General features: G+C 73.2%; 14 protein-coding genes. 3 read left to right on the forward strand and 11 right to left on the reverse strand.

The genetic code is table 11. From position 1 onward, the window contains the following. Positions 1–42: 42 nt before the first annotated feature. The gene (locus Cs7R123_RS38895; RefSeq protein ID WP_212834116.1) at positions 43–3780 is read right to left on the reverse strand and encodes a S8 family serine peptidase; all 3738 of its coding nucleotides are present in this window, start codon (positions 3778–3780) and stop codon (positions 43–45) included. A gap of 247 nt (positions 3781–4027) precedes the next feature. Here Cs7R123_RS38895 and Cs7R123_RS38900 point away from each other — a divergent pair, with 247 nt between their 5' ends. Both Cs7R123_RS38900 and Cs7R123_RS38905 read left to right on the forward strand, forming a co-directional pair. After that, complete coding sequence (locus Cs7R123_RS38900; RefSeq protein WP_212834118.1) at positions 4028–7072, forward strand: AfsR/SARP family transcriptional regulator; 3045 nt, start codon at positions 4028–4030, stop codon at positions 7070–7072. Positions 7073–7248: 176 nt separating this feature from the next. Beyond that, entirely contained in the window at positions 7249–7911 is a 663-nt protein-coding gene (locus Cs7R123_RS38905; RefSeq protein WP_244872419.1) for a M15 family metallopeptidase, read from the forward strand. Here the strand turns inward: Cs7R123_RS38905 and Cs7R123_RS38910 are convergent. The 5 genes from Cs7R123_RS38910 to Cs7R123_RS38930 form a co-directional block, all read right to left on the reverse strand. After that, the gene (locus tag Cs7R123_RS38910) at positions 7869–8603 is read right to left on the reverse strand and encodes a hypothetical protein (RefSeq protein ID WP_244872420.1); all 735 of its coding nucleotides are present in this window, start codon (positions 8601–8603) and stop codon (positions 7869–7871) included. The genes Cs7R123_RS38905 and Cs7R123_RS38910 overlap by 43 nt on opposite strands. Beyond that, the gene (locus tag Cs7R123_RS38915; protein ID WP_374707087.1) at positions 8594–9145 is read right to left on the reverse strand and encodes a hypothetical protein; all 552 of its coding nucleotides are present in this window, start codon (positions 9143–9145) and stop codon (positions 8594–8596) included. Before Cs7R123_RS38915 ends, Cs7R123_RS38910 begins: the two co-directional genes overlap by 10 nt. 84 nt (positions 9146–9229) lie before the next feature. Next, positions 9230–11578: a sodium-translocating pyrophosphatase gene (locus tag Cs7R123_RS38920; protein ID WP_212834121.1), complete on the reverse strand. Its 2349-nt coding sequence runs from the start codon at positions 11576–11578 to the stop codon at positions 9230–9232. A gap of 216 nt (positions 11579–11794) precedes the next feature. Beyond that, positions 11795–12205 carry an ATP-binding protein gene (locus Cs7R123_RS38925; RefSeq protein WP_212834123.1) on the reverse strand — a complete coding sequence of 137 codons (411 nt, stop codon included), beginning with the start codon at positions 12203–12205 and terminating at the stop codon, positions 11795–11797. An 8-nt stretch (positions 12206–12213) separates the two neighbouring features. Continuing rightward, entirely contained in the window at positions 12214–12549 is a 336-nt protein-coding gene (locus tag Cs7R123_RS38930; protein WP_212834125.1) for an STAS domain-containing protein, read from the reverse strand. A 126-nt stretch (positions 12550–12675) separates the two neighbouring features. Between Cs7R123_RS38930 and Cs7R123_RS38935 the strand changes: the two genes are divergently transcribed. Continuing rightward, entirely contained in the window at positions 12676–15084 is a 2409-nt protein-coding gene (locus tag Cs7R123_RS38935; protein WP_212834127.1) for a DEAD/DEAH box helicase, read from the forward strand. Positions 15085–15306: 222 nt separating this feature from the next. On the opposite strand, the gene Cs7R123_RS38940 is transcribed toward Cs7R123_RS38935, so the two are convergent. From Cs7R123_RS38940 to Cs7R123_RS38960, 5 genes are all read right to left on the reverse strand, one after another. Beyond that, complete coding sequence (locus tag Cs7R123_RS38940; protein WP_212834130.1) at positions 15307–16335, reverse strand: type IV toxin-antitoxin system AbiEi family antitoxin domain-containing protein; 1029 nt, start codon at positions 16333–16335, stop codon at positions 15307–15309. Positions 16336–16451: 116 nt separating this feature from the next. Beyond that, positions 16452–16784, reverse strand: coding sequence for an Rv3654c family TadE-like protein (locus tag Cs7R123_RS38945; protein ID WP_244872421.1), 333 nt, complete (start codon positions 16782–16784; stop codon positions 16452–16454). Then, a complete protein-coding gene (locus tag Cs7R123_RS38950; protein WP_212834132.1) occupies positions 16781–17071 on the reverse strand; it encodes a TadE/TadG family type IV pilus assembly protein in 291 nt (96 codons plus the stop codon). Before Cs7R123_RS38950 ends, Cs7R123_RS38945 begins: the two co-directional genes overlap by 4 nt. Beyond that, a complete protein-coding gene (locus tag Cs7R123_RS38955) occupies positions 17068–17196 on the reverse strand; it encodes a DUF4244 domain-containing protein (protein WP_212835103.1) in 129 nt (42 codons plus the stop codon). The genes Cs7R123_RS38950 and Cs7R123_RS38955 overlap by 4 nt, the downstream gene beginning before the upstream one ends. A 352-nt stretch (positions 17197–17548) precedes the next feature. After that, on the reverse strand, positions 17549–18250 hold the full coding sequence (locus Cs7R123_RS38960) for a type II secretion system F family protein (RefSeq protein ID WP_374707105.1): 702 nt from the start codon (positions 18248–18250) through the stop codon (positions 17549–17551). Positions 18251–18592: the final 342 nt, after the last annotated feature.

An 18592-nucleotide genomic window follows, 5' to 3' on the forward strand; every position in this document is an offset into this window, starting at 1 on the left:
CGGGCCCCGGGGAGTCTCCTCCCCGGGGCCCACCTCGGTGACTCATCGCAGGCCGTACGCCCGGATGATCTCGTTCTTGACGCTGTAGCCGCTGTTCGTCTCGGCGCTCGCGCGAATCGAGACGAAGCCGCCGGCCTTGTTCGCGGTCTTGAACGAACCGGTCCAGTAGCCGTCGGCGCCCTTGGTCAGGGTCACCTTCTGCCAGGTGGCACCGTCGTCGTAGGAGACGGACAGGGTCACCTTGGTGACCTTGCCGGGCACGGTGCCGTGGTCCATCGAGACCGGGTGCAGCGTGATCTGCTGGTTCGCGTTGGCCTTCACGTCGCCGTGCAGGTCGGTCTCCAGCGCGTAGTCCAGGTTCAGCACCGAGAACGGCTCGAAGTAGTCCGAGTCCACGTAGCCGGACTTGAAGGTCCACTCGCTGTGGGTACGGGTCGACAGCCGGAACAGATCACCGGGCCGCTCCGCGTCCAGGACGGCGCGGTAGGGCAGGTTGCCCGCCGGCACCTCCTGCCACTGCATGTCGCCGCTGAACTGGTTGTCGTAGATCGGCGTGTCGCCCTGGAACACCTGCAGGTGCTCCGGCGTCGCGCCCCACGGCAGGTAGCCGCCGAGCCGCATCACGTCGCTGGACGAGCCCCAGGCCAGGACGTTCCAGGTCATGTAGTTCTGCGCGCGGGAGTTCTGCACGCCGAAGGAGTCGCTCATGCCGGGGCGGGTCGCCGGGGCGAACCAGTCCAGTCGCGGCGTGCTGCCCTTGGCGAACGTGTTGGCGCCCGACACCATGACCCACGGCAGCTCGCCGTAGCTGTTCTGCTCGTGCGACTCCGCCCATTCCTGGTCGGGGGTGACCCACTCGACCCGGGTGCCCGGGTGCCACTCCCGCTCGGGGAAGCCGAGCGCCGGGATGATGGTCAGGTCGATGCGGAACCCGGAGCCCTCGGCGGGGGCGCCCGCGTTGTAGTACCGAGCGTCGATCTTCACGAGGTCGCGCTGGCTCGGCTTGTAGACCAGCGGCTTGTCCGGCACCTGGCCGGGGTAGGCGCGGGCCAGGTCGTACACGAACGGGGTGTATTCCGTCTGCTTCACCCGCAGGTTGACGAAGCCGAGCTTGGCCATCGCGATGAGCAGCTTGCCCGCGTCGCGGTGCACGGTGGCGACGGGGATCGTCGACTCCCCGACGATCTCCAGCAGGCCGCCGGGCGCGTCGTTGACCACGATCAGGGCCTTCGCCCCGGCCGCGATCGCGGCGGCGGTGCGCTCCTCGGGCATGACCTCGTCGCTGCGCTGCACGACGACGAGCCTGCCCTTGGCCTTGATCTTGCGGTAGTCCGCCGGCGCACCCTTGCCGGCGTAGACCGCCAGCATGGTGTCCGCGGAGGTGTCCAGGGTGCTGCCCGCCTGCACCAGCGTCTCGAAGTGGAGCAGCCCGGCCATCCCGCTCAGGCTGAGCAGCTCCTCTCCCTTGCGCCAGCGGCTGGTGAAGACGAACTCGCCCTGCGTCATCTTCTCCGTCGGGGAGACGTAGACGTCGTCGTACATCGGCGGGACCTCGTAGCCGCCCCGGATGTCGTACCACGGGTCGGTCCCGTTGAAGTGGATCTTGTAGTTGACGATGACCTGCCGGTTCTCGGCGTGCTGCGGCGCCTCGGTCTCCAGCAGGCGCGCCTTGCTCGCGTCCAGGGCGACGTCGGCCGGGCCGCCGGCGAGGATGACCTCCGGGTCGACCAGCACGGCCAGACCGCTGCGGTCCGCCTTCGCACCCGCCACGTCGAGGTAGCTCGACACGGTGTAGGTGCCGGGGGGCATGCGCAGGGTCGTCGAGCCCTCGACGTAGAGCGACCACGGCCACTCGCTGCCGGCCTGGTTGATCCCGACGTAGCCCGAGGCCGGCTTGCCGTCCCGCCCGACCAGCTTGATGTTCAGGTCGTAGGCCTCGTCCTCCTTGAGCAGCCCGACCGAGGTGCGGGTCACCGGCTGGCCGGTGGCCGCGTCGGTGCCGACCACGTAACCGGTGTTGCTGCCGTTCGGGGCGGCCTGCGGGTCGCCGGTGACCGGAACCGTCGCCGTCCCGCCGGCCGGCACGGTGACCGTGGCGGCGCCCAGCGTGAACGCGCCACCGGTGTCGGTCAGCGCCAGGTTCAGCGTGACGTCGGCGGTGCCGCTGTTGGTGAAGGTCAGGTCCTTGGTGACGGCGGTGTCGGTCGGCTGGTGCGGCCACTTGTAGTTGCCGAAGAACAGCGTGCCGGTGCCGCGAACGGTGTTGCGGACGGCGGCGGCCACGTCCAGCCGTCCGGTGCCGACCTGGTACGGGTTGTACCAGTCGGCCAGGCCCTTGGCGCTGCTCATCAGCGCTTCCTTGAGCTGCTGGCCGGTCCAGTCGGGGTGCCGCTGCTTCAGGATCGCGGCCGCGCCCGACACGTGCGGGGTGGCCATCGAGGTGCCGCTGATGGTCCAGTACATGCCGTCGTTGGCCGGGTTGACCTGCTGCTGCGAACGGGCGGCGGTGATGTCGACGCCCGGCGCGGAGATGTCCGGCTTCATGGCACCGTTGGTCAGCGGCCCGGTGCTGGAGAAGTAGGCGAGGCCGTCCTGCTTGTCGGTCGCCGCGACGGTGAGCGCCGAGGCGGCCGCACCGGGCGCGGAGATGCTCTGCGGACCCGCGTTGCCGGCGGCGATGACGAACAGCGTGCCGTACTGCGCGGACAGCTGGTCGACCGCCATCGACATCGGGTCCGTGCCGTCCGACGGGAAGCTGTCGCCGAGGCTCATGCTCACGATGTCGGCGCCCTGCTGGGCCGCCCACTCCATGCCCGCGAGGACCCACGAGTCGGCGCCGTTGCCCTCGACACCGCCGAGCACCTTGCCGACGATCAGGTCGGCGCCGGGCGCGACGCCCTTGTAGTCGCCGCCGGAGGCGGCGCCGGTGCCCACGATCGTCGAGGCGACGTGGGTGCCGTGGCCGTGGATGTCGATGACGGACTCGCCGGGCACGAAGCTGGCGGTGCCGTCGATCTGGGTGGCCAGGTCGGGGTGGGTCGTGTCGATGCCGGTGTCGAGCACGGCGACCTTGACGCCGTGGCCGTCGTAACCGGCCGCCCACGCCTCGGGCGCGCCGATCAGCGGCACGCTCTCCTTGAGGTCGACCTTGACCTGGCCGTCGAGCCACAGCTTGGCCACGCCCGAGCCGAGCGCCGTGGCGCCCTGCGGGGCGACGGTGGTCCAGAAGGTGCGGGTCTGCCGCTTGTCGGCCGACAGCGAGGCGCCGTGGATGCCGTTCAGCCTGCGGACCAGCCTGCTGCCGCGCGGCGCCGCCGGATCGGCCGTCTTGGCCTTGGTCTTGGCCGGGGTGTACGTGGCGATCAGCGGCACCTGGGACGACTTGGCGTCGTCGTAGCCCATCTCGATCAGATCCGTGACGTCGAACAGCCGCCGGTCCAGCTTGTTCGCGTACAGCAGCGACGCGGCCTCGTCCGGGATGACGTACAGGTCGCCCTTGATCTCCTGGATCTTCACGCCGCCGACGGCGTTGTCCGGCCGGTCGACATCGGCGATCTGCCTGCCGTCAGACATCGTGGTGACCGTGACGACATCGCCGGTGACCAAGGTGACCTTGTGGGTCGCCGAGGGCTTGGCGGGAACGGTGGGCTTGCTCGGCGCGGCCGAAGCGGGCGCCTGCAGGACGGCGAAACCCGCCGCGAGCAGCGGCACCACCGCGGCCGCCGAGACCAGCTGCCACCGCCTGCGACGGGTGCCGGGGGAATGTGAGGGGGAGAACATGACAAGGGTCTACCGGGTCGGCAGCCCTCGGGTGAATAGACGATGTTGGCGGGGTTCCGTCATGGCGAAAGTCCGCCAATGTCCAGGTACCGACCCGGTCACGCTGAGCACCGGCCAGGGTGACGCGGCATGCGCGATCATCCATACTGGCGCTGTCCGGTGGCCTGTGACCTGGACTGACGTGCTCGACCGACGCGCCGGGCCGACGTGACCGGGCCGTTACACTGGGCGCCCCTGAGGTGCGACGGTGAGGTGCGAGGTGGAGTTCCGGCTGCTCGGACCCGTCGGCGCGGCCGTCGCCGGGGAGCCCGTGCCGCTCGGCGGCACCAAGCCCAAGGCCCTGTTCGCCGCGCTGCTGCTGGAGCACGGCCGGGTGGTGCCGACCGAGCGCCTGGTGGACGTCCTCTGGGGCGTCGACCCGCCCGACAGCGCCCGCGCCCTGATCCAGACGTACGTCTCCAGCCTCCGCCGCGCCTTCGCCGCGCGCGGCGTCGACGACGTCATCGCCACCACCGCTCCCGGGTACACCGTCCGCATCCCGCCGGGCTCCCTGGACCGCGACCTGTTCAGCGACCTGGTCGCGCAGGCCCGCACCGCCGCGGCGGCCGGGGACCACCCCCAGGTCGCGAACCTGCTGCGCCGGGCGGAGTCGCTGTGGGAGGGTCCGGCCCTGGCCGGGCTCGGCGAGACCGGACTGGCCGCCGACGCGGCGCGCCTGGACGAGATGCGGGTCGCCGCCGCCGAGGAGCGCATCGCCGCCGAGATCGCCCAGGGCCAGTGGAGCGAGCTGGTCGGCGAGCTGACCGTGCTGGTCGGCCGCAACCCGGTCAACGAGCGGCTGCGCTGCCAGCTGATGACCGTCTACTACCGCCTCGGGCGGCAGGCCGACGCCCTGGCCTGCTTCCGGGACGCCCGCGAGGTGCTCATCGACGAGCTGGGCGTCGAGCCCGGCCCCGAGCTCACCGCGCTGCACCACGCCATCCTGCGCGGCGAGACCGAACTGCTGGCCGCGTCGTCGAGCTCGCCCGAGCAGGCCGCCTCCGGCGCCGTGCACCCGGTTCCGGCGCAGCTGCCGCCGGTGCCCGCCGACTTCACCGGCCGCGCCGAGCAGGTCGAGCAGCTGGCCGTGGCGCTGCGGCCGGTCCCGGACCGGCTGCCCGCGGTGCAGGTGATCGCGGGGCCGGGCGGCACCGGCAAGTCCACCCTGGCCACCCGGGTCGCCCACCAGCTCGCCGCCGACTTCCCGGACGGGCAGCTCTACGCCGAGCTGCACGGCCTGTCCGACGCACCGGCCGACCCGGCCGAAGTCCTGGCCCGGTTCCTGCGCGCGCTCGGCGTCGACCAGTCCCAGCTGCCCGACGGCGCGAGCGAGCGGGCCGACCTGTACCGCAGCCTGCTCGCCCAGCGGCGCATGCTGGTCGTGCTGGACGACGCCGGGTCCGAGGCGCAGGTGCGCCCGCTGCTGCCCGGGGTGACCGGCAGCGCGGTGCTGGTGACCAGCCGGGACCGCCTGCCCGGCCTGGCCGGGGCGGCACTGACCGAGCTGCCGATGCTCGACCCGGCCGAGGCGCTGCAACTGCTGCGGCGGCTGGCCGGCACCGAGCGCATCGACGCCGACCCCGAGGCCGCGGCCCGGATCATCGAGTACTGCGACGGGCTGCCGCTGGCGCTGCGGATCGTCAGCGCCCGGCTGGCCGGCCGGCGGGCCCTGCCGCTGCGGCTGCTGGCCGACAAGCTCGCCGACGAGAGCCGGCGGCTGAACCACCTGTCCGTCGGCGACGTCGGCGTGCGCAGCACCATCGAGGTCAGCTACCGGGCGCTGGAGTCGGACTCCCGCTCGGTGCTGCGGCGGCTGGGCTACTTCGGGGTGCCGGACTTCTCGCCGTGGGTGGTGTCCTGGCTGGCCGAGTCCTCCCTGGCCGAGGCCGAGGAGCTGGTGGAGCGCTTGGTCGACGAGCACCTGGTGGAGTTCGTCGGGGTGGACCGGATGGGCGGCATGCGCTACCGGCTGCACGACCTGATCCGGCTGTACGCCCGCGAGTGCGCCGTGATCGAGGAGCCCGCCGACGAGCTGACCGGAGCGGTGGCCCGCGCGCTGCGCGGCTGGCTGGCGCTGATCAACCGGACCGCGGCCGAGTCGCCGCCGGCGGAGATGCGCTGGCGGCGCGCGCCCTCGAACTTCTTCCCCGTCGACGACGAGGTGACCGCGCTGGTCATCGCCGACCCGTGGGACTGGTTCGAGGCCGAGCAGTCGGCGCTGGCCGCGGGCGTGGAGCGCGCGGGCGCGCTGGGCATGTACGACCTGGTCTGCGAGTTCGCCTCGGCCCGCAACGCGTCGGCGTTCATGGGCACGAACCGGTTCGAGACGCGCAGCCGCGTCGTCGAGGCGGCGCTGACCGCGGCCCGCAAGGCGGACAAGCCCCGCGACGAGGCGGTGATCCTCACCGAGCTGGGGCAGCTGCGCTACGACCAGGACCACTACACCGACGCGCGGCGCCACTTCCGGGCCTCGCTCAGCCTGTTCCGCGACCTGGACGACCTGCCGGGGCAGGCGGCGGCGCTGGCGGGGCTGGGCATCGCCTGCCGCGAGCCGGGGCGCCTGGCCGAGGGCATCCACTTCCTGGACCAGGCGGTCGCGATGCTGCACGACGCCCGCGACGACACCGGCATCGGGTACGCGCGGCGCCTGGCCGGCTCGATCCGGTTGGAGCTGGGCGACTACGCCGGGGCGTGGGACGACCTGTTCGAGTCGCTCGCGGCGTACCGGCGGGTGGGCAGCCAGCTCGGGGAGGGGCACACGCTGCGCACCCTCGGGCTCTACCACCGGGCGCGGGGCGAGTGGGACCGGTCGCGGGAGCTGTGCGAGCAGTCCGTGGAGATCTTCCACGAGCAGCGCGACGAGCTGATGGAGGCGTACGCGGTGCGTGCGCTGGCCAAGACGCGGCTGCGGCAGGGGTTCGCCGACGAGGCGCTGCCCCGCCTGGAGTGGGCGCTGTCCGTCAGCCACACCATGGGCGACCGCTGGGGGCAGGCTGCGACGCTGCGCGTACTCGGGCAGCTGCACCTGGCCTGCGAGCGGCTCGACCTGGCCGAGGCCTGCCTGGAGGCGGCCCTGGCCATCTGGCAGACCATGGACGTGCCGGTGTGGCGGGCCCGGCTCGACCGCGACCGGGCGGCCCTGCTGACCGCGCGCGGCGAGCTCGCCGGTGCCGCCGAGATCCGCGACCGCGCCCGCAAGGTCTTCCACGACCACGGCGCGCGTGAATACGCGGAGCTCGCATCCGGGCACTGACCGTCGCGAAAGCCCGCCGTCATCCGGCGCAGGGCATCCGACCTGGTCAATTACAGAAAAGTTAAAGCGCTTGCCGGAAAGATGACAGCCGTCGGAGATACGGGTGGCTGGGCACGGGGCCAGCCACCCGTATCCGGCACACATACGCCTGTGCACGGGGGGAAGGGGGAAGTGACATGGCGGAAATGGTGCTGCTGTCGGACACCGCGGTCGTGGAGACCCCGGTGACCGACTGCCAGGAGGCTCTGATCGACCTGCGGACCGTGGGGGCGCTGCGGCTGGACGCCAGGCTCGCCGACCCCGACGGCGCGTTCGCGCACGTACGGCTGAGCGTGGTCGACCGGCTGGTCACCGCGCAGACCCTGCTGCCGTCGGAGCTGCGGCTGCTGATCGTCGAGTGCTACCGGCCGCTGTGCCTGCAGCGGCAGTACTTCGACGCGCACAAGGAGCGGCTGCGCACGATCCAGCCCGGCCGCGACGATGACTGGTACCACCGGCGGGCGAGCCGGTACATCTCGCCGCCCGAGGTCGCCCCGCACGTCGCCGGCGCGGCGGTCGACCTCACGCTGTGCACCGCCGACGGAGCCGAGATCTGGATGGGGACCCAGGTCAACGACACCGACAGCGAGGCCTGCCACACCGACTCGGCCAACGTCTCCGCCGAGGCAGCGCGGCACCGCCGGATCCTCGGCGACGCGCTGACCGCGGTCGGCATGGTCAATTATCCGACCGAGTGGTGGCACTGGTCCTACGGCGACCGCTACTGGGCGCACGTCACCGGCGCAGCCTCGGCCCGCTACGGCCCGGTCGAGTCGGTCCCCGTGCCGGCTGGACGCTGATCCAGTAGTAGCCATTCCTCGGCACTCGGCGCTTCGACAGTCGCGGGGGGCGACTTCGGAGCCGGGGTGGGGCGCCGCGCCGACGTCTCGTCGGAGTCCGCGGCGAACGTGGCGTCGCCGGGCCAAGCGCCCGGCGGCGCCACGTGGGGGCGCTCGCCGACCAGCTCGCGCAGCCGGGCCACCCGGCGCCGCCCGCTGATCCGCAGCGACGGCCCCTTCGCCAGCTCGGCCGCGCTGGACAGTGACGTGAACGCGCGCAGCGCCACGGCCCCGCAGTGCTCGTCGCTGGCGCCCAGCCGCAGCAGCGCGCCGTCGCCCTCGGGAACGACCGAGCCCGCCGCCGCGAACCACAGCCGCAGCCGCGCCCCGTCCAGGGCGAACCCGGCCGGAGGCCGCTTGCCGGAGCCGCGCAGCCACGCCTCGGCCAGCGGCGACAGGATCCCGGTGTACGACGTGCGCACCCCGAAGTGGCCCTCGATCGCCGCCTCCTCCCAGCTCGTCTCCAGCCCGCGCGCGGCGAACTCGGCCGCCAGCGCGTGCACCCGCCAGGCGGCGTCCACCACCACCGACACCCGGGCCGTGCCGCCCATCCGGGTCACCTGGCCGGGGCCGATGAGCAGACCCGCCAGGTCGTACGGCGAGGGCCGTGCCGACTCGGCGGAGAACATCGCCAGCTGCCGGTTCAGAGACACTCCGGTACCTCGGCGAACGCCTGCTGGAGCTCGGCGGAGCGCAGCGAGCTCGTGTCGAGTGCGCTGGCGGAGTATTCCTGCTGGAGGGTGACCATCACGCCGGAGACGCGGTCGTAGAAGACGGCGGGATCGTCGGTCGACAGCGCGCGGACCGCGTCGCCGGCCCTGCCGTACGCGTCGCGGACCTTGGTGAGCGAGTCGGCGACCCCGTCGGCGATCGCGGCGCCGCCGTCCACCCCGGGCACCCCGGCCGCGACGACCTTGCCACGGGCGCGCTCGCTGGCGTCGCGGGCGCCCTCAAGCATCCGGACCAGGTTCTCCTTGGCCTGCTCGGGGGTGGTGGAGGCGGGGGTCTGCTGCTGCGCCCGGGTGGTCAGCGTGGAGATCTCATCCCGCCACGGCGTGAGCGCCGAGCAGACCGAGGCCGCCCACACCCGGGGCGGGGGTCCGGACGCGACGCAGCCGGCGAGCCCGACCAGCCCCACGAGCCCCACCAGCACGGCCAGCGGCAGCGCCGGCGCAGCACCGGATTTGGAACGCATACTCCGCACCCTATGCCGTGGGGGCCGCCTCCCGGCAGCCCCCACGATTTCTATTGATCTCTCAGGTCAAGCCCTGCTCGGTGCTCAGGCGCTGACCTTCTCGCGCTGCGAAGGGGTCGCAGCGTCAGCTTTTCCCTCGTCACCGGCGCCCACCGCGATCGGCTTGCGCTTGTTGATGAACACGGCCACCACGATGATCCCGGCGCAGACCAGGGCGATCGCGGTGCGGGCACCGGCGCTCGCGCTGTCGCCGTACCACAGCGCCACCACGGCGGGGGCGATCAGCAGCGACACCAGGTTCATCACCTTGATCAGCGGGTTGATGGCCGGACCGGCGGTGTCCTTGAACGGGTCGCCGACCGTGTCACCGATGACGGTCGCGGCGTGCGCGGGCGAGCCCTTGCCGCCGTGCGCGCCGTCCTCGACCATCTTCTTCGCGTTGTCCCAGGCGCCACCGGAGTTGGCCAGGAACACGGCCATCAGGGTGCCCGCGCCGATGGCACCGGCCAGGTACGACGCCAGCGCGCCCGCGCCGAGGCCGAAACCGACCGCGATCGGGGCCAGCACCGCCAGCAGACCGGGCGTGATCAGCTCGCGCTGCGCGTCCCGGGTGCAGATGTCGACGACCTTGCCGTACTCCGGCCGCTGCGTGCCGTCCATGATGCCCGGCAGCTCGCGGAACTGGCGGCGCACCTCGTGCACCACCGCGCCAGCCGAACGCGACACCGCGTTGATGGCCAGACCCGAGAACAGGAACACCACCGAGACGCCGATGAGCAGGCCGACCAGGTTGGCCGGGTTGGCCACGTTCAGCATCTGGTCGATGACGTCGCCAGCGGTCTTGCCCGCCTCGGTCAGCGAGACGCCGAGGGTGTCCGTGTACGACCCGAACAGCGCGGTCGCGGCCAGCACGGCCGTCGCGATCGCGATGCCCTTGGTGATCGCCTTGGTGGTGTTGCCGACCGCGTCGAGCTCGGTGAGCGTGCGCGCACCCTTCTCGTCGATGTCGCCGGACATCTCGGCGATGCCCTGCGCGTTGTCGGAGATCGGGCCGAAGGTGTCCATCGCGACGATGACGCCGACGGTGGTCAGCAGGCCGCAGCCGGCCAGCGCGATCGCGAACAGCGAGACGACCAGGTTGCCGTCGCCCAGCAGGTAGGCACCGTACACGCCGGCGCCGATGAGCAGCGCCGAGTAGACCGCCGACTCCAGGCCGACGCTGATGCCGGAGAGCACCACGGTGGCCGCGCCGGTCTCGGAGGTCTTGCCGATGTCCTGCACCGGGCGCTTGTCGGTCTCGGTGAAGTAGCCGGTCAGCGCCTGGATGGCGGCGGCCAGCACGATGCCGATGACGACCGCGCCGATGGCGACGAGCTGCGGGTTGCCGGAGAACTCCGGCTTGCCCAGCTCGGCGAACGTCTTCGGCAGGTACCACAGCGAGGCGCCCGCGACCACGACGGCCGACAGCGCGGCCGAGATGTAGAAGGCGCGGTTGATCGCCTGGAGGCCGTTCTTGTCGGACTTGCGCAGGCGGGTCAGGAACACGCCGACGATCGCGATCAGCACACCGATCGTGGAGACGATCAGCGGGAAGACCAGGCCGTCGACGCCGAACGCCGCCTTGCCCAGGATCAGGGCCGCGACCAGGGTCACCGCGTACGACTCGAACAGGTCGGCCGCCATGCCGGCGCAGTCGCCGACGTTGTCGCCCACGTTGTCGGCGATGGTCGCCGCGTTGCGCGGGTCGTCCTCGGGGATGTTCTGCTCGACCTTGCCGACCAGGTCGGCGCCGACGTCGGCGGCCTTGGTGAAGATGCCGCCGCCGACCCGCATGAACATCGCGAGCAGGGCGGCACCGAAGCCGAAGCCCTCCAGCACGGTCGCCGCGTCGGTCTTGTACAGCAGCACCACCAGGGCGGCGCCGAACAGGCCCAGACCGACGGTCAGGAAGCCGACGACACCGCCGGTGCGGAACGCGATCGCCATGGCCGCCTCGCGGCCACCCTCCGCCTCGCGGGCGGCGGCGGCGACGCGCAGGTTCGCGCGGGTCGCCAGAGCCATACCGGCGCCGCCGATGAACGCGCTGAACAGCGCGCCCACCACGAAGAAGGCCGAGCGGCCGATCTTCAGGGCGGTGTCGTTGTCGCCGCTGCCGTGGACCGGCAGCAGGAAGAGCAGGATGACCGCGAGCACGACGAAAATGCCGAGCGTCTTGAACTGGCGGAACAGGTAAGCCGACGCGCCCTCCTGGACGGCGGCGGCGATCTCCTGCATCTTGTTGGTGCCCTTACCCGTTGCCAGCACCGACTTGACCAGCGCGGCGGCGAAACCCAACGCCACCAGCGCGATCACTGCCGCGACAACTACGTACGACACGTTCGTGCCGGTAAGGGCCAGCCCGTCGCCACTGGCGACGAGTTTGGTCCCGGACATCTTTGTCCTCCCGAGGAATCATGATCAACTGAGACACGCGACCGCCTCCCGACGCATCCATGGCGACGGTTACGGCGCAGAAACAACCCGTGAACTGTAAACCGGGCACGTGGTCCGGGTCACACCCAGGAGCTTCCGTGTCGCGGTGATCTTTCTTGCTGCGCCGCCGGGGTTTGTGCGGTACGCTCAGCGACTCTATGCCCGCCGTGCGTGGTTTTAGCGTCCCAAGCGCAAGGCGCGCCGAACGGGCCACACCATCTGCACCTCGGAGCCCGGCCCGGCCTCCAGCGGCCGTACCTGCAGGTCCTTCACGATCCCCTGTAGCAGGCTGGCGCTGACATCGAAGGTGATCTGCTCCTCGGCCTCGATCGGCGCGTCGTCGCCGGCGCTGTCCCACACCTGCACCACGAACCGGTCGCCGTCGGTGAACGCCACCGTCACCGGGCTGCGCAGCCCCACCCGCTGGTGCCGGGCCACCGCCCGCGCGCACGCCTCACCGATCGCCAGCCGCACCTCGTCGAGCTGGTCGTCGGGCACCCCGGCGCGCCGGGCCACGGCCACGCCGACCAGCCGCGCCGTTCGCACGTGCGCGGGTTCGGGAGTGAATTCGAGGCGTACGGTCGCCATTGCCCGGCTCAGCCCGCGGTCGCCGCGTCGACCGATGGGAACAGCGGCAGCACCTGGTCCAGCGCGGTGATGCGGAAGATCTTCAGCAGCGAGTCGCGGGCGCACACGACGCCGAACGTCGCCCCCAGCGCACGCGCCTTACGCAGCCCGCCGACCAGCACGCCCAGCCCCGTCGAGTCCATGAACTCGACCCGGCCCAGGTCCACCACGACGGCGGTCACGCCGCTGTCCAGCAGCTCGGCGATCCGCTCACGCAGCTTCGGAGCCGTGTAGACGTCTACCTCGCCGCCGACCTCGAGCACGGTGTGCGCCGCGACCACACGGGTCGCCAGCGACAGCTCCATCGGCACCTCCTCACGACGCCGGACCCGGCCTGACTGTGTCTCAGTGCATCTAACCATCGCCCACGCTCGGCGGCTACGCGTACGCCGGGCTGGCCGCGTACGGGCGCATGGTGGCAGAGTGCTGGGGTGGACCTGCTGCCGGACTGGCTCAAACGAGACCAGATCACGCACGTCGAGCGGCTGCCCGCCCGGGCCGGACAGCGTGCGGCCTGGCCCGGCTGGGTGCCCGCGGCGCTCGTCGGGGCGTTGGAGCAGGCCGGGATCAGCGCGCCCTGGCAGCACCAGACCGACGCCGCCGAGCTCGCCCACAGCGGCGCCGATGTCGTCATCTCGACCGGCACCGGCTCCGGTAAGTCCCTGGCCTACCAGCTCCCGGCCCTGTCCGCGGTGCTCACCGACCCGCGCGCGCGGGTGCTGTACCTCGCCCCGACCAAGGCGCTGGCCGCAGACCAGTTTCGGACACTGGCCGCGCTGGGACTGCCCGGCCTGCGCGCCGCGGTGTGCGACGGCGACACCTCCCGCGAGGACCGCGACTGGATCCGCCAGCACGCCAACGTCATCCTGACCAACCCCGACCTGCTGCACCACAGCATCCTGCCGCAGCACACCCGCTGGTCCGGCGTCCTGCGCAACCTGCGGTACGTCATCGTCGACGAGAGCCACAGCTACCGCGGCGTCTTCGGCGCCCACGTCGCCCACGTCCTGCGCCGCCTGCGCCGCCTCACCGCCACCAGCCCCACCGGCGCCACCGGCGCCATCCTTCGCCCGGAGGTGAGGAAGGGCGCCTTCTCCTCGGATTCCGTAGCAGAAGGGCCCCTTCTCGACGCCGCCCGGACGCGGCGCGACGGCGGGCCGGTGTTCCTGCTCGCGTCGGCGACGTCGGGGGATCCGGCGGGCAGCGCGAGCAGGCTCATCGGCCGACCGGTCGTGGCGGTCTCCGAGGACACCGCGCCGCGCGGGTCGACGACGTTCGCGCTGTGGGAGCCGCCGGAACTGCCCGGGGTCTCCGCCGACGGCGACGCCACCCCGGTGCGCCGCTCCGCGCTGCGCGAGACCGCCGACCTGCTGGCCGACGCCGTGGTCCAGGGGGTGCGGACGCTGGCGTTCGTCCCGTCCCGGCGCGGGGCCGAGGTCGTCGCGGCGCAGGCCAAGAATGCCCTGGAGGAGGCGCAGCCGGGGCTGGGCCGCCAGGTCGCCGCGTACCGGGCCGGGTATCTGGCCGAGGAGCGCCGCGCCCTGGAGCGGGCCCTGGCCGACGGCAGCCTCACCGGCGTGGCCACCACGAACGCGCTGGAACTCGGCATCGACGTCACCGGGCTGGACGCGGTGCTGCTCGCGGGCTACCCGGGCACCCGGGCCGCGATGTGGCAGCGGGCCGGACGCGCCGGGCGGGGCGGCCGCGACGCGCTGTGCGTGCTGGTCGCCCGGGACGATCCGCTGGACACGTACCTCATCCACCACCCGCAGGCGCTGTTCGGCACCCCGGTCGAGGCGACCGTCTTCGACCCCGCCAACCCGTACGTGCTCGCCCCGCACCTGTGCACCGCCGCCGCCGAGCGCCCGCTCACCGAGGCCGACCTGCCGCTGTTCGGCGCCGACGAGGCGCTGCTGGCCGAACTCGTCGCCGCCGGTGCGCTGCGCCGCCGCCCCACCGGCTGGTACTGGACCCACCCGCAGCGCCCCGAGATCGACCTGCGCGGCACCGGCGGCCCGCCGATCGCCGTGATCGAGGCGTCCACCGGCCGCCTCATCGGCACCGCCGACTCCGGCGCCGCCCACCATCACCTGCACCCCGGCGCCGTCTACACCCACCAGGGCCGCACGTACGTCGTGCAGTCGCTCGACCTCGCCGACGGGGTCGCCCTGGTCGAGTCCGAGAACCCGCCGTTCTCCACGCACGCCCGCGACACCATCGCGCTGACCGTGCTGGAGGTGCGGTCCTACCTCGACTGCGGGCCGGTCGGGCTGTTCCTCGGCGAGGTCGAGGTGACCAGCCAGGTCGTGTCGTTCCAGCGGCGCCGGATGGACACCGGGGAGGTGCTGGGCACCTGGCCGCTGGAGCTGCCCACCCGCACCCTGCGCACCGTCGCGGTCTGGGCGACCGTCGCCGAGGCCGCGGTGGCCGGGATCGAGGACCTGCCCGGGGCGCTGCACGCCGCCGAGCACGCCGCGATCGGGCTGCTGCCGCTGGTGGCGAGCTGCGACCGGTGGGACATCGGCGGACTGTCCACCGCCCGGCACGCCGACACCGACGCGCCGACCATCTTCGTGTACGACGGCCACCCCGGCGGGGCGGGCTTCGCCGAGCGCGCGTACGGCATGGTGGCGCACTGGCTCGGCGCGACCCGCACCGCCGTCGCCGACTGCTCGTGCGAACGCGGCTGCCCGAGCTGCATCCAGTCCCCGAAGTGCGGCAACGGCAACAACCCGCTGCACAAGCCCGGCGCCGTCCAAATCCTCGACACCATCCTCACCCACCTACCCCCCACCACCCCACCCACGCCCCCGCCCCCGCCCGCGGGCCGCCCCGCGTGATCGCCGTCTCCGGTCAGAAACTCAGCCTGAGCCGCACCTTCCGACCGGAGACGGCGATCTTCACCGGCCTCCGCGCACATGATCGGCGTTTCCGGTCAGAGATCGGCTTTAGGCAGCGTCTTCCGACCGGAAACGACGATCACCGCGCGTTCACGCGGGGACCTGCTCGCGGTGGGGGCGGTCAGGTCTCGCTGCTGAGCCGGGTGCCGGGCGTGCGGCGGATCAGTTGCGGACCTTGGCCGAGCCGCGGGGGCGGGGGCGGCTTCGGTGGAGGCGGGTGAGGGTATCGGTGATCACCGCCGTCACCCGGTCCATGTCCCGCAGGTCGTGCCAGGTGAAGCGCAAGACGGTCCAGCCGGCCCGGACCAGCCGGTTCTGCCTGGTCCGGTCGTGCTGGAAGCGGTCGTGCTGGAAGCGGTCGCCCGCGCTGTGCCAGGCCCGCCCGTCGACCTCCACCGCCAGCATCACCTCCTCGAACCCGAGGTCGACCTCCCCGATCAGCCCGTCGGCGTCGTACACGGGCAGGTTGGCCCGCCACCCCCTGATCCGGCGCCGCCGCAGCTTCCCCACGAGCAGCCGCTCGGCCGTCGACCGCGCCCCGAGCGCGTGCCGTCGGACCGCCGCGACCAGCACCCGCACCCCGTGCCGCCCGACCTCGCCGCCGACCCGGGCCACGAACTCGTCGAACGTGATCAGCCGCAGCTGGATCGCCCGGTCAAGCAGCGCGTCGGCCTGATCAGGCGGCAGCACGCGTACGCAGTCGACGACGGTTCGGGCGGCGCAGGTCAGCAGCACCCCGTCGACCATGTCTACCTCTGCGGGCGGCAGGACGCCCCGGCTCACCTCCACCCCGTCCAGCCGGACGCGGCGGTCGCAGCCGACGGCGAGCCAGGTTCGGCTGTCGGTGACGTCGAGCCCGTACCGGCGCGCCGCCGACGGGCCGCACAGCACCGACTCGGGCACCGCCAGCAGGGCGGCCCGGTCGCGCAGCAGCGCGGTGACCACCCGGCCGCCCCGAACCAGCACCTTCCCGAGCACAACCTTCCAGTCGCCGGTCCGTACCCGGCGCCGGATCTGCGTGTCGGAGAATCCGCAATCGTGGGCCTGTTGCCGAGTGAACAGCCCAGCCTGCTCCGCCGCCGTCCGATCCAGCCGCCCCTGGCCGTCGCCGGTCACGACGTCGCCGGTCACGACGTCGCCGGTCACGACGTCGCCGGTCACGACGCCGCCGGTCACGACATCGCCGGTCACGACATCGCCCGTCACGACATCGCCGGTCACGACATCGCCGGGGCCGGGTCGCGCCTTGGAACCACCAGTCAGCTCCCGGCCTGGATCCACCTTCGCCTCCTGTCCCGAGCCAACGGTCACGGATCGGTGTCCTCGGTGATGCGGACCGGGCCCGCGACCGCCGTCGCCGCCGCGCCGCCGGCGCCGGTCACCACCTGCGCTTCGACGGTGAGATCGAGACCGTCCAGTTCGCAGCGCAGGACCGTGCCGTCGTTGGCGGCGACCAGTTGCCGCGCCCGCGCACACGCGGCGTCGGCACCCTCGACCGCGCGCGCCGCCCCGGCCAGTGCGCCCAGGTCGGCGGCGGTCTGCGCCTGCTCGCGGGCGACCAGCTGCGCTCCGGTCGCGGCGAGCGAGGTCCCCGCCAGCACGAACACCAGCCCGAGCGCGAGGGCCGTCAGCGTGCTCACGGCGCACCCGGTTCCCGGGCGGCGGTCGCCGCACACGTCAGCGTCGTCACCTTGATCGACCGCTGGACGGTCGCGGTGACCGTGTCCTCGGTCGCGGTGACGCTCGCCCCAGCGGGCACGTCGGCGCCCCTGGCAGCGGCCAGTGCCGCGTCCCGAGCGGCCGCCTCGCAGCCGAGCTTGGTGGTGACCGCCGCGACCGCGCCCAGCCCGGCGACGAGCAGCAGGACGACGGCGGGTAGTGCCACCGCCAGTTCGGCGGTGGCACTACCCCGGTCTCGTCGGGTCACCCGAGGGCCCGCTGGACCACGCCGGCCAGCGCGGCCTGCACGCTGTCGCTGGTCAGCACCTTGAGCAGGATGCCCGCGAACGCGACGGCCGCGAGCGTGCCGACGGCGTACTCGGCGGTGTTCATGCCCGCGTCGGACGCCGCGAACCCGCGCCGCCGCGACGCGGCCCGGCCGGAGGGCCGACCCACGCCGGTCCCCGCCGGGAGGGCGGAGTCGACGGAGCCGGGGTCGGACTGATCGGCCGGGTAGAGGTCGGACCGGTCCGCGGAGTCGGCCGGGTCGGGGTCGGACTGTTCGGTGAAGTCGGCGGGGTCGGCGAGCTCGGCCGGGTCGGGCTCGTCGAGGTCCGGCGCGACGGGCGGGAGCAGATCGGGCTTGTCGAGGTCGGGCGCGACGGGCGGGAGCAGATCGGGCTCGGGCGCGGTCGCGGTGATGGACGGGCGTCGCCGCATGGGCGAACTCCTTTCGGTTGCGGTTTCAGAGCACCTCGCCGAGCACGGCGAGGACCACCGGCACCAGGCCGGCGAGCACGAAGGCGGGCAGGAAGCACAGCCCGAGCGGCAGCACGACGAGGACGGCGTTGCGCTGCGCCGTCGCCTGCCGCCGGAACCCCGCGTCGGCGCGCAGGTCGTCGGCGCACCGGTGCAGCGCCCCGGCCAGCGCGGTGCCGCTGGCGGCGCTGCGCTCGACGGCGGCGAGCAGGCGCGCGGCAGGCGGCAGGTCGGCCAGGTGCTGCCACGCCTCGACCGGTGTCGCGCCCAGCCGCAGGCTGCGCCCGATTCGGCGCAGCCGTACGGCGAGCGGTCCGGGCAGGGCGGCCGCGACGGCGAGGACGGCGCCGTCCAGCGGCACACCGGCACGCAGCGCCGCCGCGACCAGGTCGGCCGCCCAGGCGAGGGCGCCGACGGCCTCCTCGCGTTCGAGCCGGACGGCGGCCGGCTCCTGGCGGCGCAGCAGCAGTTCGGTGGCGGCGGCGACCGCCGCGCCCGCGACCAGTCCGGCCGGCTGCGGCACGATCAGGCAGGTGCCGGCCCCGGCGGCGAGCGCGAGCAGCCACCGCGTACGCCCCGGGGCCGACTGCTGCCCCGGTCGCAGCCGCAGCCTGCGCAGCCGCCGTCCGGCGGCCCGGCCGACCGCGGGCGCCGGGCCGCCCCGGGCCAGCCGCTGCGTCCAGGCCAGCCCGGCCGCCTGGAGCAGCACCGCGGCGAACGCGCAGCCGAGGCCGAGCGGGGTGTGCAGCAGGATCGCCAGCGGGTCCACGTCGATGAGGTAGCCGAGCCCGAGCCCGCCGACCGGCAGCCCGGCGAGCAGGATCGCGGTGAGCTGGGTGCCCGCTGCCTGGGCGGTGGCGGCCGCGTCGGCCCGGTCGGCGGCCCGGCACTGGGCTTCGAGCCGTTCCAGCAGGTCGGCCAGTGGCGCGCCGGTGCTGTCGGCCAGCCGCCGGGCGGCGTGGAGTTGCCGGTCGATCTCCTCGTCTGGCAGCAGCAGCGTCCGGGTAGGGGCACCGGCGCGCAGCTGCGC

It is taken from the genome of Catellatospora sp. TT07R-123, from assembly GCF_018327705.1.
GTDB lineage: Bacteria > Actinomycetota > Actinomycetes > Mycobacteriales > Micromonosporaceae > Catellatospora.

Excerpts from the sequence above, each read along its gene's own strand:
- Cs7R123_RS38895 (WP_212834116.1), bottom strand. The coding sequence starts at position 3,780 with ATGTTCTCCCCCTCACATTCCCCCGGCACCCGTCGCAGGCGGTGGCAG.
- Cs7R123_RS38905 (WP_244872419.1), top strand. The coding sequence starts at position 7,249 with ATGGCGGAAATGGTGCTGCTGTCGGACACCGCGGTCGTGGAGACCCCG.
- Cs7R123_RS38915 (WP_374707087.1), bottom strand. The coding sequence starts at position 9,145 with ATGCGTTCCAAATCCGGTGCTGCGCCGGCGCTGCCGCTGGCCGTGCTG.
- Cs7R123_RS38920 (WP_212834121.1), bottom strand. The coding sequence starts at position 11,578 with ATGTCCGGGACCAAACTCGTCGCCAGTGGCGACGGGCTGGCCCTTACC.
- Cs7R123_RS38925 (WP_212834123.1), bottom strand. The coding sequence starts at position 12,205 with ATGGCGACCGTACGCCTCGAATTCACTCCCGAACCCGCGCACGTGCGA.
- Cs7R123_RS38930 (WP_212834125.1), bottom strand. The coding sequence starts at position 12,549 with ATGGAGCTGTCGCTGGCGACCCGTGTGGTCGCGGCGCACACCGTGCTC.
- Cs7R123_RS38955 (WP_212835103.1), bottom strand. The coding sequence starts at position 17,196 with ATGAACACCGCCGAGTACGCCGTCGGCACGCTCGCGGCCGTCGCGTTC.